The organism is Methylosinus sp. (genome assembly GCF_036560965.1).
In the GTDB taxonomy this organism is placed as follows: domain Bacteria; phylum Pseudomonadota; class Alphaproteobacteria; order Rhizobiales; family Beijerinckiaceae; genus Methylosinus.
The window spans coordinates 40,975-54,167 of record NZ_DATBQF010000052.1 but is presented as its reverse complement, the minus strand read 5'-3'; the positions used below and the strand labels follow the sequence as shown (position 1 = coordinate 54,167).

The window sequence follows — 13,193 nt, the reverse complement described above, 5'->3', positions numbered from 1 at the left end:
TGAAACAGATATGAAGCTGCTGCGTCTCGCCCCGGAGAACACCAAATTCCCGTTCATGCGGTTCCGCCGCGTGAGCTATCCCTTCTCGGCGGTTCTCTCGATCTGCTCTGTGCTGCTGTTCGTCTTCATCGGCATGAATTTCGGCATCGACTTCGCCGGCGGCACGGTCATCGAGCTGCGCGCCAAATCCGGCCACGCCGAGATCGCGACGCTGCGCACGGGCCTCGAGAAGCTCGAGCTCGGCGACATAGAGGTGCAGTCCTTCGGCAACGACTCCGATGCGACCTTGCGCTTCGGCCCGCAGACGGGCGGCGATTCCGCCCAGCAGGCGGCGGTGGAGAAGGTCCGCAATTCCGTCGGCGGCGATTACGAGCTGCGCCGCGTCGAGGTGGTCGGCCCGCGCGTCTCCGGCGAGCTGGTGCAATCGGGCACGCTCGGCGTCGTGCTGTCGATCGTCGCCGTGCTGACCTATCTGTGGTTCCGCTTCGAATGGCAATTCGCCATCGGCGCGGTCATCGCGACAATGCATGATCTTCTGCTCACCGTCGGCTTCTTCTCGCTCACCCAGCTCGAGTTCAACACGACGTCCATAGCGGCGATCTTGACCATCGTCGGCTATTCGCTGAACGAGACCGTCGTCGTGCTCGACCGAATTCGCGAGATGATGCGCAAATACAAGAAAATGCCGACCGATCAGATGATAGATCTGTCGATCAACGCGGTGCTGCCGCGCACGATCATGACGGCGACGACGGTGTTTCTGGCGCTGCTGTCGCTGGCGATCTTCGGCGGCCATGTGATCCGCTCCTTCTCGCTGGCGATGATCTGGGGCATTTTCGTCGCCACCTATTCCTCGGTCTTCATCTGCTCGCCCATGCTGATCTATCTCGGCCTGCGCAACGAGGACACCGACAAGGCGACCGAGACGGCGCCGAGCAAGGCCGCCGCCAAGGCGACGCGCGCCAAGCCCAAAACGGCGTGAAGGCCGCCCCCATGGCAGAGCAGGGTCGAGGCTTCGTTCCGGGTCGCCACAGGATAGAGAGCTATGGCGGCGGCGGCTTTCGCTTCGCGGAAATGTCGCATCGCGGCTCGCTGCTCGCCCTGCCCTCGGGAATTCACGCGCTGGAGGCGGTAGCGGCGGAGCAGATCGACGAGGCGACGCTGGCGCCGCTCTTCGCCGAGCCCGCTGGAGCGGTAGAGCTGCTGATCTTCGGCTCCGGCGAGAATCTGCGCCCGCCCTCGGCGGCTTTGCGCGCCCGGTTGAAGGCAGCGGGCATCCTGGTCGAGGCCATGGCCACCGGGGCGGCGGTGCGCACCTATAATTTGCTGCGCGACGAAGACCGGCGCGTGGCGGCCGTGCTGATCGTGGTGTGAGCCGAGCCGACGAGGTTTTCCCGCCCATGGACGACGCCGCGACCAAGCGCGAGACGGAGCTCGCCGACCATTATCGGCATTGCGAGGCGGCGCTGCGCGAGCAGGAGCTCGATCTCTGGCTCGCCAGCCTCTTCGCGCCGGCGAGCGCGCGTCCGCATCTCCATGCGATCGGCGCTTTCGCGGCCGAGATCGCCAGCGTCCGCGCCCGCGTCTCACAGCCGATTCTCGGAGAGATGCGCCTGCGCTGGTGGTATGATTCGCTGGAGGCGGCGACCGACAGCGAAGCCGCGCGCGCCCATCCCATCGCCGACGCGCTCATCGACACGCTCGACCGCCATGCGATCGCGCGCGAGGAGGTCGTCGATCTGCTCGAGGCCCATAGCTTCGATCTCTATGACGAGCCGATGGAGAGTCTCGAAGCGCTGGAAACCTATTGCGACCGTGTGTTCGGCGCGCCCATGCGCTGGCGCGCCATCGCCATCGACGCGCAGGACGTGAGCCGGCAGGAAGACGCGCTGCGCGACGCCGGACGCGCCTTGGGCCTCACGACGATTCTGCGCGCCCTGCCCCGCCATCTGGCGCAGGGGCAGCGATTCTTGCCCGTCGATGTGCTGGCGCGCCATCGCGCCGACGGCGATTTCGCCGAGACCGAGGCGACTCCCGCGATTGCAGGAGCGCTGGCGGAGCTGCGCGGAAAAGCGCGCGATTATTTCGATAAAGCGCGCAGAGCGGTGCGCGGCGACGGCCCCGCGCGCGCCGCTCTGCTGCCCGCCGCCTTGATTCCGCTCTATCTCGGAGAAATGGAGCGCAAAGGCTTCGATCCGTTCCGCTCCATCGCCGAGCCTGCGCAATGGCGACGGCAATGGCGGCTATGGCGCGCGGCGCGGGGCCGCGGCATATAGTCCTGCGGAAAATCGCTGCGGACAGCGGGCGAAACGCGCTATCAATCGAAAGGCCGCGCGTCTCGCGCTGCTGCAATATCCGAGACAACGCCGCCTCATGACCAATCCCGCCGACGCCGATTTCGGCCATCAGGCCCGCCAGCTTCGCGTCGACACGCTCATCATCCTGCGCTGGCTGGCGATCGCCGGCCAGACGATCGCGACGCTCGCGACCTTCTTCTATTTCCAGTTCGATTTCCCGATCGGGCTGAGCTTCATCGCCATAGCGACCTCGGCCTGCCTCAACGCCGCGCTGCGGCTGGGCACGACGCGCTCGTTTCGCCTCGACGACGGCGAGGCGGCGCTGCTCTTGTCCTATGACATATTGCAGCTTTCCGCTCTGCTCTATCTCACCGGCGGCGTCGCCAATCCCTTCGCCATGCTGTTTCTGGCGCCGGTGATGATCTCGGCCGTGTCGCTGCCGCGCAAGCTGACCATTCTGCTCGGCGTGCTGATGATCGCCTCGGCGACGATACTGACCGTCGAATATCAGCCGCTGCCCTGGTACGAGGGAGTCGAGCTGCATTTCCCGCTGCTCTACCGCACCGGCGTGTGGACGGCGCTGGTGCTGAGCGCGGCCTTCGTCGGCCTCTACGCCGCCCGCGTCTCCGACGAGGCGCGCCAATTGTCGACGGCGCTGGCCGCGACCGAGCTGGTGCTGGAACGCGAGCAGCATCTCTCGCAGCTGGACGGACTCGCCGCCGCCGCCGCGCATGAGCTCGGCACGCCGCTGGCGACCATCGCCGTGGTGACGAAGGAGCTGCAAAAATCGGCGCCCGCGACAGCGCCGGCGCTCGCCGACGATCTCGCTCTGCTCGCGCAGGAGGCGCGGCGTTGCCGCGATATTTTGCGCAAGCTGGTCTCGCTCGGCCAGGCCGACACCGGCGGCCTGCTCGACATGCAGACGCTCGAGACCTTGCTCGAGGAGGTCGTCGAGCCGCATCGCGCCTTTGGCGTGGCAATCGAGCTGATGCGGCAAGGCCCTCCCGCCGAGCCGACCTTCTCGCGCAATCCGGGCATCGTCTACGGCCTCGGCAATCTCGTCGAGAACGCCGTCGATTTCGCCCATTCGAAAGTGCGCATCGAGGCGCTGTGGTCGCGGGAGCTCGTCGTCGTCGTCATTGAGGACGACGGCCCCGGCTTCTCGCAGGCGATTCTGAACCGCCTCGGCGATCCTTATGTCAGCGGACGGCCGACGGATCGGCGCACGAAGAACGAGCCCGGCTCCGGCCTCGGCCTCGGCCTCTTCATCGCCAAGACGCTGCTCGAGCGCTCCGGCGCCACGGTGACGACGGCCAATGTCCAGGCTCCGCAGACAGGGGCCAAGGTGACGATCACCTGGCCGCGCAGCGCGCTCGAGCGCTCGGCGGCCAGCGGCGACGCCGCCGGACGCGAAACAAACGCCTTCGTCTGACGCAGCGTGATGATATATTGAGCGACCCCAAACCAGGACGACGACGCATGATCGACGACGCTGGCGCAACCGAACACACCGATTTCGATGCGGCCGTGGAGGCCGCGCTCGGGGAGCTCCCGCAGGACCGCTCGCTGCTGATCGTGGAGGACGACAAGCCTTTCCTCGGCCGGCTCACGCGCGCGATGGAGGCGCGCGGCTTCCTCGTCACCGCGGTCGAGAGCGTCGCCGAGGGCCTCGCCGCCGTCGAGGCCGCCCCGCCCGCCTTCGCCATCATCGACATGCGGCTCGGCGACGGCAATGGGATCGACGTGATCTCCTCGCTCAAGGTGAGGCGGCCGGACGCGCGCGGCATCATCCTCACCGGCTATGGCAATATCGCCACGGCGGTGACGGCGGTGAAGCTCGGCGCCTTCGACTATCTCGCCAAGCCGGCCGACGCCGACGAGATCTATCATGCGCTGATGGCGACGAAGATCGACAAGCCGGATGCTGTCGACAATCCGATGTCGGCGGATCGCGTGCGCTGGGAGCATATTCAGCGCGTCTATGAATCCTGCGACCGCAATGTGTCGGAGACGGCGCGCCGTCTCAACATGCATCGCCGCACGCTGCAGCGCATATTGGCCAAACGCGCGCCGAGATGAGCGCGCCGCCTTGATCCGCGGCGGCGCGGGCTCAGAACTCGTCGCTGTGCAGAGCGTGATGAAGCCGCTCGGCCGCCGCGGCCGCGAAACGCAGCAGCATGGCCTTGCGGCTCGCCGGCGCGAGCTTGTGAGCCGGCGCCTCGCGCGTCAGCATCGCCCCATGCGCGTCGGCGACGATGAGGCCGGCGTCGGTCGGAAACGCCTCCTCGGACAGATCGCAGGGGATAGCGAAATAAAAGCGGTCGCAATGGAGGCGATAATCCATCCATTTGCGATCGGCGCGGAAATCGGCGAGCGAGCTCTTCACCTCGACGATGCGCAAAGCGCCATCCGTTCCGAGCGCGACGAGATCGGCGCGCCGCCCGCCGGGCAGCGGCAGCTCCGCGAGCACGGAAAATCCGGCGGCGCGAAGATAGCGGCGCGCGCCACGCGTCACGAGACGGGCGTTTTGTTCACGCAGACTTTCGAGCGGACGCGCCAGATCCATCGGGGACATCTCGAAACGGCTCGTGTGCGGCCGGACCATATTTTGCCCATGAGGCGGCGCGCCGCGCAAGCGGGGAAACGAATCGCCGGGCGATGAGGGAGAGCCAAGGAGATGAGAATCCTCGCCGCATGTCTGCTGCTGCTCGGCGGCTCCGTCGCCGCGCAAAGCGCGGAACGGATCGTCAATATTTTCAATTGGAGCGATTATATCGACCCGGGCGTGCTGGAGGACTTCACCCGCGAGACCGGCGTCAAGGTCGTCTACGACACCTATGACTCCAATGAAATTCTGGAGACGCGCCTGCTCGCCGGCAACGCCGGCTATGACGTCGTGGTTCCGTCGGCGACCTTTCTGCAACGGCAGATCAAGGCCGGCGTGTATCGGCCGCTCGACAAGAGCAAGCTGAAAAACATCGATAATCTCTGGCCGGAGATCGCGCAGCGGCTCGCCCGCTACGATCCGGGCAACGCCCATGCGGTGAGCTATATGTGGTTCACCACCGGCGTCGCCTACAATGTCGCCAAGATCAAGGAGCGCATCGGCGACAAGCCGATCGCCTCCTGGGATCAGGTGCTGAAGCCCGAGAATCTGCGCAAATTCGCCGATTGCGGCGTCTATGTGCTCGACAGTCCCGAGGATATGTTCTCGATCGCGCTCAATTATCTGAAGCTCGATCCCAATTCCAAGGAACCGGGCGACATTCGCCGCGCCGCCGATCTGCTCTCCGGCCTGCGGCGCCATATCAAGAAATTTCACTCTTCGGAATATATCAATGCGCTGGCCAATGGCGACATATGCCTCGCGATCGGCTGGGCCGGCGACAGCTTTCAGGCCCGCAACCGCGCGCGCGAGGCCGCCAATGGCGTCGAGATCAATTATGTGATCCCGCAGGAAGGAACGCTGATGTCGCTGGACAGCCTCGCCATTCCCAAGGACGCGCCGCATCCGGACGAGGCGCATCTCTTCATCGATTATCTGCTGCGGCCGGAGATCGCGGCCCGCAACACCAAGGTCGCCAATTTCGCCAATGGCGTCGCCGCCTCGCGCCCGCTGGTCGACAAGGAGATCGCCGAAAATCCGGCCATCTATCCCGATGCGGCGACGATGAAGCGCCTCTTCACCGTCACGGCGCCGGATCAGCCGATCCAGAAGATCGTCACTCGCGAATGGACCAGGGTGAAGACCGGCCGCTGAGCGAAACGGTTCGCCTCTTGCTCCGCAATGGGTGGCGGCGGCGCCACTGTCTCATTTTGACGCATGACGGGACCCTTTCATGATCCGCGCGACCGAACGCAAGAAAACGCTGTTTCTGGTCTCGACGACGACGCAGCCCTGCGGCGTCGAATCCTTCGCGCGCCATGTCGCGGCGCGCTGGGGCGAGCTCGGCCTCGAGGCGCAACGGCTCCCGGTCTCCGGCCGGGCCGGCGATTGGGCGGCGATCTGGCGCGCGCTGGGCGAGGTCGACGCGCTGGCGATCAATCTGCCGGTCGTCGCCTGGAAAAAAGTCGTGCTGACGCCGCTCGTCGCTCTCGTCATGGCGCTGCTGCGCGGGCGCGGCCGCATCCTCGTCCTGCATGAATGGGCCGATCTCGACTGGCGGCGCAGGCTGGTGATCACGGCCTACGCCCTTTTCGCTCAGCGTTTCGTCTTCTCCTCGCCCTTCGTGCGCGAGGGCTTCGCCAAAGGCGGCGTGACACGGCTGCTGGCCGCGCGCAGCGTCATCGCGCCCATTCCCTCCAATATCCCGCCGACCGCGCCCGACGGCCCCTCCCCGCTCGCCCACCGCATCCGCGAGGCGCGCGCCGAAGGGCGCATCGTCATCGGTCATTTCGGCTCGATCTATCCGAAGAAGCAATCGGACTTCGTGCTGGACGTCGCCGCCCGGCTCCGCGACGCCGGCCATCCGGCGCTCTGCCTCTTCATCGGCGACTTCATCAAGGGCGTCGATCGGGTCGAGGAGGAGTTTCGGGCAAAGGTGGAAGCGCTCGGCCTTTCCGCGGATTGCCTCGTGACCGGCTATGTGGACGGCGCGCGGGCGCTGCATGCGCTGTTCGCCGAGGTCGACTGCTTCCTCTACCGCTTTCCCGAAGGGCTGACGTCCCGCCGCGGCAGCGTGCTCGCCTGCCTGCAGTCCGGCAAGCCGTTGATCGTCAACGCGCCCAGCGAGGCGGACGAGTTCGACCATCATCGGGCCTATCGCCGGGCGATCGCCGACGGCTCGCTGATCCTGGTCCCGCACGAGGCGGATGCGCGCATCTACGCCGAACGACTCGCCCAGGACGAGTGTCGGCAGGACGAGCGCCGCCAGGACGAGGGCCGCTCGTCGCGCCCGCTGTCGCCGCTCTATGATCAGTGCTGGCGCGACGCCGCCGCCGCGGTCGCCGCCTCGCTCGATATCGAGCCCATGGGGCCGGCGCCGATTCCCGCCGAGTAAGGTCGCAAAAAAGGACCGCCGCCGTCAGGCGGTCTTGCGCGTCTCCGATCGCCGGCGCGCATCGCGCCGCGGCAGCCAGGGATCGCTATGATCGACCCTTAGAATCAAGGCGATCTTGGCGCGCAGCGGCTCCGGCAGCTCGGCGATCGCGGTCTCTTCGTCCTGGTCGCGGCCGAGCACCGGCGCCACGAAGTCGAGCCGCTCGAACATGCTCTCGTCCTGTCCGACGCCGTCGCAGAGCACGATGTCGACCTCGGCCGGACTGCCGTCGCGGAATCCATCCACGATGCGCTCGACCGCGCCGACGCGCGAGCGCCGATCGATCGCCGGCAGCGCCAACAGCACGCTGTCGTCGGTGCGCACGAAGGGATCGTCGGCGTCGCCGAAAGCCTGAAGACCGTCCTCGATCAGGACGGTGAGCGCGGCGCGATCGCGATCGGCGTCGACGAGCGCGACCTCGAGATGCTGCAAGCGCAACGCCAGAGCGATATTGACCGCCATCACCGTGCGGATCGAGCCCGGCGCATCGCCGACGAGCCCGACGACCAGCGGTCGACGCTCGCTCTCCTCGACCAGCGCGCAGAAGCGCGACACCACCGCCTCGAGCTCGCGACGATCGGCGAAGGGCCGCACGAAGGGAATGCCGAGCCGCGTCAATTCGAGCCTGTCCGGCCCCGCCGTCGGACCGCGCACGGTGAATTTCGTCGCATCGGTCACGGCGACGCGCAAAGGCGCCGCCTCCGTGTCGCGCCGCAGCCCCTCCTCCGGATCGGAGCCGCCGAAGCCGCGCTCGCGCAGAAAGACGATGCCGAGGCCGACCGTGAGGCCGGCGACAAAGCCCGCGCCGGTCATCAGCCCGGCGCCGGGCGGGAAGCTGCGCGCGATCGGCGGCGTCGCCATCGTGATGATATGCGTGCTGGCGGCGTCGAGCTGACGGGCCTCGCCGGTCTGACGCGAGCGCGTGAGGAAGGATTCGTAGATGGTGCGGCTGACCTCGACCTCGCGCTCGAGATCGCGAAGCTTGACCGAGGCTTGCGCCGAGACGACGGCCTTGCCCTCGAGCTTCTGCATCTCGCGGTTCAGCGCCTCCTCCGTGCCGCGCGCCCGCTCGTAATCCTTGCGCAGCGACACGGCGACGCGCGCCAGCTCCGTGCTGACGAGGCGCCGCGTTTCGGCGAGCCGCGCCATCGCATTTTTGACGACCGGATGCTGCGGCCCGAGCTCGGCGGAGAGATCGGCGAGCTTTTGCGCCGCCTCCGCCTGCTGTCCGCGCAGAGCGTTCAAGGTCATGAGGTTCATATTGGCGGCGATGGCCGCGAGCTCGGTGTCCGAATGCACCGCCCGCTGCGCCTGCTCGTAACGCGAGCGCGTGTCCTCGAGCCGCGTGCGGGCGAAGGTCAACTGCTGATTGAGCTCCTTGAGCCGCTGCTCGCCGATATAGGAGTCGCGCGTGCCGACGAAGCCGTTTTCCGCCTTATATTCCTCGACCGCCTTTTCGGCGACGAGCAGGCGCTCGCGCAATCCGTCGAGACGCCCGGTGAAGGACGTCGCCGCCTGATGCGCGGCGTCCGAATGCATGGCCGAGCGCACGTCGATATAGGCTTGCGCCACAGCATTGGCGATGCGGGCCGATTTCTGCGCATTGTCGCTGGAGGCGGCGATGTCGATGATGAAGGTGCGCTCCGGGCGCCGCACCATGATCTTCGTGCCCAGCACGCGGACCGCGCCGTCGGCGATCTCCTCCTTCGTCGGCGTACGGCCGAAGCGCCCGAAAAGCTTGCCGAAAATGGAGGTCGCCGCGCCGAACTCGGGGTCTTCGGTGAGATTTTCCGCCGCCACGACGCGCTCCAGCACGACCTGCGAGGTCAAAATGCGCGTTTGCGTCTCGACGAAATTGATGAAGCCGGTCGAATCCTGGCCCTGATTGGCGTCGCCCTCGAGCCCGGGAAGCCCGCGCGGATCGAGATAGATCTGCGCGGCCGCGACATAGCGCGGCGTCAGCAGCTTGGTCAGCGCATATCCGCCCGCCGCGCAGGCGAGCGCCACGGCGAGGATGAACAGCTTGTTGCGAAGCGCGAGCGCGATCAACCGTCCCGGCGTCACCGAGGAACGGGGGCGCGGCGCTTCCGCGGCAGGGCGGTCACGCTCAGGACGCTCACGCTCTGCGAGACTTTTTGACCCGGAGTCATAATCCAACATCACGCGAGTTCCGTTCCGACGTCGAACAAGCGAGTAGAGCCCCGCATTCGCGTTTGACGCGAATGTTTCAGTTCAAGGTTAACTTTTCTTAAACTTCTCTCTCTCATTCATCCTCTTCATGTCGAAAATAGGGTCCTGTGGCCAGGCTTCGCTCGCCCGAGGCCGGTCGTGACAGATAACGGGACGCCTCGGATGTCTCGCATGTGTCCAGACCATCATAGCCGCGTATCATTTTCACGCAAATCGCGTCGAATGCTTTCCGAAACGGGTCAAATTTTACGGAACGAATTTGGCAACGATCAAATCCGCAAACTGTTCACCAACGAACCGCAAATGAGCTGAAAATACTGCGCAACGGCGTATGGTGACGATGAAACTAGAGCTTGGTCGATGGAGATTATGATGCTCGATACGATAAGACGACTCGTCGACGAACAAGGACGTTTGTCGGTCACTGCGGCGACGATCGGCGACGACGCCGATCTCTACGCGACCGGCCTCACATCCTTCGCAGCCGTCCAGCTCATGCTGGCGCTGGAAGAGACGTTCGACATCGAATTCCCCGATCGCATGCTCAATCGCCGCAGCTTCTCGTCGATCGCCGCGATCGCCGGCTGCCTTCACGAGCTCAAGGCAGAGGAAGCCGCTTGATGAATGCGCCGCTCGATCGCGGAGCGCATGTCGTTGCGACAGCCGCCCGCCACGCCGACGATGTCGACCGCAATGGTCGCTTCCCGATCGAAGCGATCCAGGCGCTCAAAGACGCGCGACTGCTGTCGCTGCTGATCCCGATCGAATTCGGCGGCGGCGGCGCCACGCTCGCCGATGTCGCCGAGATCTGCACCTCGCTCGGCCATCAATGCGCCTCGACCGCGATGATCTTCGCGATGCATCAGATCAAGGCCTCCAGCCTGATCGCGCATGGCCGCGGCAGCGCATGGCACGAGGCCTTCATGCGCCGCCTCTGCGACGAGCAGCTGCTGCTCGGCTCGGCGACGACGGAAGGCGGCATCGGCGGCAACATGCGCAACAGCATTTGCGCATTCGAGCGCGACGGCGCGATTTTCCGTATCGCCAAGGAAGGCGCGCTCATCTCTTATGGCGCCTATTCGGACGCGATCCTGGTCACCGCGCGCCGCGCGCCGGAGGCGCCGCCCTCCGATCAGCAGATGGCGGTGCTCGAGAAGGGCCAGTATCGGCTCGAGCGCACCGGCGGCTGGGATGCGCTCGGCATGCGCGGCACCTGCAGCGAGGGCTTCACCTTCAGCGGCGAGGCGCCCGTCGAGCAGATATTCACCCATGACTTCGCCGAGATCGCTTCGGAATCCATGCTCGCGACCGCCCATCTCCTGTGGAGCGCGGTGTGGTACGGCGTCGCCTCGGACGCGCTCGCGCGTGCGCAATCCTTCGTGCGCAAGGATGCGCGCCGCCATCCCAACGGCCCGGCTCCCGGCGCGCTGCGCCTCGCCGAGGCGACGAGCAAGCTGCAGCTGATGCGCGCCAATATCGTCGAAGGGCTGAAGCGCTTCGCCGCCGCGCAGAAGAAAGCCGACGATCTCAATTCGATGAGCTTCGCCGTGGCGATGAACAACATCAAGATCGGCTCGTCGCAGCTCTCGATCGAGATCATCAATCATGCGCTGCTGATCGCAGGCATCGCCGGCTACAAGAACGACACGCCATTCAGCGTCGGCCGTCACATGCGCGACGCGCTCTCGGCGCAGGTGATGATCTCCAACGACCGCATTTTCACCAATCTGTCCAATCTGCTGCTCGCGCAGCGCATCGACCAGCGACTGGGAGACTGACCATGTGCCAGGCCTGCGACAGCTTCATGGATCGCCTCTTCGCCAAAGGCGTGCTGCATGCGACCGGCGTCGACGGACTCTATGGCCGCGGACAGGCCTTCGAGGCGGTCATCGAGGGAATGGACCGGCTCATCACGCGCTTCGGCGCGAATGACGGCGCCGAGGTCATCCGCTTTCCGCCCGGCATGAATCGCGCGCTCTTCGAGAAGAGCGGCTATATGAAGAATTTCCCGCAGCTCGCCGGCACGGTGCACAGCTTCGCGGGCAATGAGAAGGACCATCTCGCCCTTCTCGACAATATCCACAATGGCGGCCATTGGACCAGCGGACAGGAAGCGACCGACATCGTTCTCACGCCGGCCGCCTGCTATCCGCTCTATCCGATCGTCGCGCGGCGGGGGCCGCTCGCGGCCGAGGGCGGCCTCTTCGACATTCAATCCTATTGCTTCCGCCACGAGCCGTCCAAGGACCCGGCGCGCATGCAAATGTTCCGCATGCGGGAATTCGTCCGCATGGGCCGGCCGGAGCAGGCCGCGAGCTTTCGCGAATCCTGGCTGGAGCGCGCGCGCGAATTCGCCGAGACGCTCGAGCTGCCGCATCATATCGATGTCGCCAACGACCCCTTCTTCGGCCGCGCCGGACGCATGATGGCGTCGAGCCAGCGCGAGCAGGCGCTCAAATTCGAGCTGCTGGTGCCGATCGAGAGCGACGAAAATCCGACCGCCTGCCAGAGCTTCAACTATCACCAGGATCATTTCGGCGAGCTCTGGGACATCAAGACCACCACCGGCGAGACCGCGCACACAGCTTGCGTCGGCTTCGGCATGGAGCGCCTCGCGCTCGCTTTGTTCAAACATCACGGGATCGACACCAATGGTTGGCCGACCTCAGTCCGCACCGCTCTCGCTCTCTGATGCGGAGCTCCCGCCGCTAATGCCGGCGAAGCCGCATTTCCGCCATGCGCTCCACCATGCGGAGCGCGACTGGCCGCAGACCAATTGCTATGTCGATCTCCTGATCGAGCTCGTCGCCATGCGCGGCTTCGAGCCCGAGGCCATGCTCGGATTCACGCTGACGCAGGACTGCGAGGAGGATCAATTCACCTTCTTCAAGCCGCGCCTCGCCGATCTCGAGCGACTCTACGGCCTGCGCGTCGAGGAGCTCGCGCTCTATGATCGGCTCGACGATCATATCGCGCGCCAGACGGCGCGCGGCCGCGTGGTGATGGTGGAGGTGGACGGCTATCATCTGCCGGACACGCGCGGCGTCACCTATCGCATCGATCACTCCAAGACGACGATCGGCGTCGCCGCGATCGATCTCGCCGCGCGGCGGATCGACTATTTCCACAATGACGGATATTTCGCGCTGGCGGGCGAGGACTTCGACGCCATCTTCGGCCGCGCCGGCGAGGCGCGCGATCCGTCGGCGCTATTTCCTTACGCCGAATTCGTGCGCTTCGACCGCGAGCGCGCGCATGACGACCTTCGCGGATCGGCGGAAGCGCTGGCGCGCGAGCATTTCGCGCGTCGCCCGAACGACAATCCGATCCGCGCCTTCGCCGCGCGCTTCCCGGCGCTGTGGAGCGTGCTCGAGGCGCGCCCGCCCTGCTTCTTCCACAGCCTCGCCTTCAACACATTCCGTCAGCTCGGCGCCAATTTCGAGCTGCTCGGCAGCCATCTCGACTGGCTGCGGCCGGACGGCGATCTCGCCGCGGAAGTGGAGGCCTGCCGTCGCATTTCCGCCGGCGCCAAGGCGATGCAATTCCAGGCGGCGCGCGCCTCCTCGCGCAAGCGCGTCTATGATCCGCGCGAGACGCTCGACGAGCTCGCCTGCGTCTATGACGGATTATTCGCCGGTCTCGCGACCAAGCTTCGCTGAGAACGCCG

The 13,193-nt window shown here is 65.9% G+C and carries 13 protein-coding genes; 11 read left to right on the top strand and 2 right to left on the bottom strand.

Features of this window, described 5'->3' with window-relative positions:
* The first annotated feature begins 10 nt into the window (after positions 1-10).
* From secF to VIF40_RS13120, 5 genes are all read left to right on the top strand, one after another.
* Complete coding sequence (gene secF, locus VIF40_RS13140; RefSeq protein ID WP_331937956.1) at positions 11-982, top strand: protein translocase subunit SecF; 972 nt, start codon at positions 11-13, stop codon at positions 980-982.
* A gap of 11 nt (positions 983-993) precedes the next feature.
* The gene (locus tag VIF40_RS13135; protein WP_331937955.1) at positions 994-1,374 is read left to right on the top strand and encodes an Mth938-like domain-containing protein; all 381 of its coding nucleotides are present in this window, start codon (positions 994-996) and stop codon (positions 1,372-1,374) included.
* A 26-nt stretch (positions 1,375-1,400) separates the two neighbouring features.
* Positions 1,401-2,276, top strand: coding sequence for a phytoene/squalene synthase family protein (locus tag VIF40_RS13130; RefSeq protein WP_331937954.1), 876 nt, complete (start codon positions 1,401-1,403; stop codon positions 2,274-2,276).
* 97 nt (positions 2,277-2,373) lie between these two features.
* A complete protein-coding gene (locus VIF40_RS13125; RefSeq protein WP_331937953.1) occupies positions 2,374-3,729 on the top strand; it encodes an ActS/PrrB/RegB family redox-sensitive histidine kinase in 1,356 nt (451 codons plus the stop codon).
* Between the two features lie 47 nt (positions 3,730-3,776).
* A complete protein-coding gene (locus VIF40_RS13120; RefSeq protein ID WP_331937952.1) occupies positions 3,777-4,376 on the top strand; it encodes an ActR/PrrA/RegA family redox response regulator transcription factor in 600 nt (199 codons plus the stop codon).
* 31 nt (positions 4,377-4,407) lie between these two features.
* On the opposite strand, the gene VIF40_RS13115 is transcribed toward VIF40_RS13120, so the two are convergent.
* Entirely contained in the window at positions 4,408-4,872 is a 465-nt protein-coding gene (locus tag VIF40_RS13115) for an MmcB family DNA repair protein (RefSeq protein WP_331937951.1), read from the bottom strand.
* A gap of 102 nt (positions 4,873-4,974) precedes the next feature.
* Between VIF40_RS13115 and VIF40_RS13110 the strand changes: the two genes are divergently transcribed.
* Positions 4,975-6,057 carry a polyamine ABC transporter substrate-binding protein gene (locus tag VIF40_RS13110; RefSeq protein WP_331937950.1) on the top strand — a complete coding sequence of 361 codons (1,083 nt, stop codon included), beginning with the start codon at positions 4,975-4,977 and terminating at the stop codon, positions 6,055-6,057.
* Positions 6,058-6,136: 79 nt separating this feature from the next.
* On the top strand, positions 6,137-7,297 hold the full coding sequence (locus VIF40_RS13105; RefSeq protein WP_331937949.1) for a glycosyltransferase: 1,161 nt from the start codon (positions 6,137-6,139) through the stop codon (positions 7,295-7,297).
* A gap of 24 nt (positions 7,298-7,321) precedes the next feature.
* Here the strand turns inward: VIF40_RS13105 and VIF40_RS13100 are convergent, their stop codons facing one another.
* Positions 7,322-9,385, bottom strand: a complete 2,064-nt coding sequence (locus tag VIF40_RS13100; RefSeq protein WP_331937948.1) for a GumC family protein — start codon at positions 9,383-9,385, stop codon at positions 7,322-7,324.
* 513 nt (positions 9,386-9,898) lie between these two features.
* Here VIF40_RS13100 and VIF40_RS13095 point away from each other — a divergent pair.
* The 4 genes from VIF40_RS13095 to VIF40_RS13080 are packed head-to-tail and all read left to right on the top strand — an operon-like array spanning position 9,899 to position 13,185.
* Entirely contained in the window at positions 9,899-10,147 is a 249-nt protein-coding gene (locus VIF40_RS13095) for an acyl carrier protein (protein ID WP_331937980.1), read from the top strand.
* Positions 10,147-11,304 (top strand): acyl-CoA dehydrogenase family protein, encoded by a 1,158-nt coding sequence (locus VIF40_RS13090; protein WP_331937947.1) that lies wholly within the window; start codon positions 10,147-10,149, stop codon positions 11,302-11,304. The genes VIF40_RS13095 and VIF40_RS13090 overlap by 1 nt, the downstream gene beginning before the upstream one ends.
* Positions 11,305-11,306: 2 nt before the next feature.
* Positions 11,307-12,218 (top strand): amino acid--[acyl-carrier-protein] ligase, encoded by a 912-nt coding sequence (locus VIF40_RS13085; protein WP_331937946.1) that lies wholly within the window; start codon positions 11,307-11,309, stop codon positions 12,216-12,218.
* Between the two features lie 19 nt (positions 12,219-12,237).
* The gene (locus VIF40_RS13080) at positions 12,238-13,185 is read left to right on the top strand and encodes a DUF1839 family protein (RefSeq protein ID WP_331937945.1); all 948 of its coding nucleotides are present in this window, start codon (positions 12,238-12,240) and stop codon (positions 13,183-13,185) included.
* Positions 13,186-13,193 lie beyond the last annotated feature (8 nt).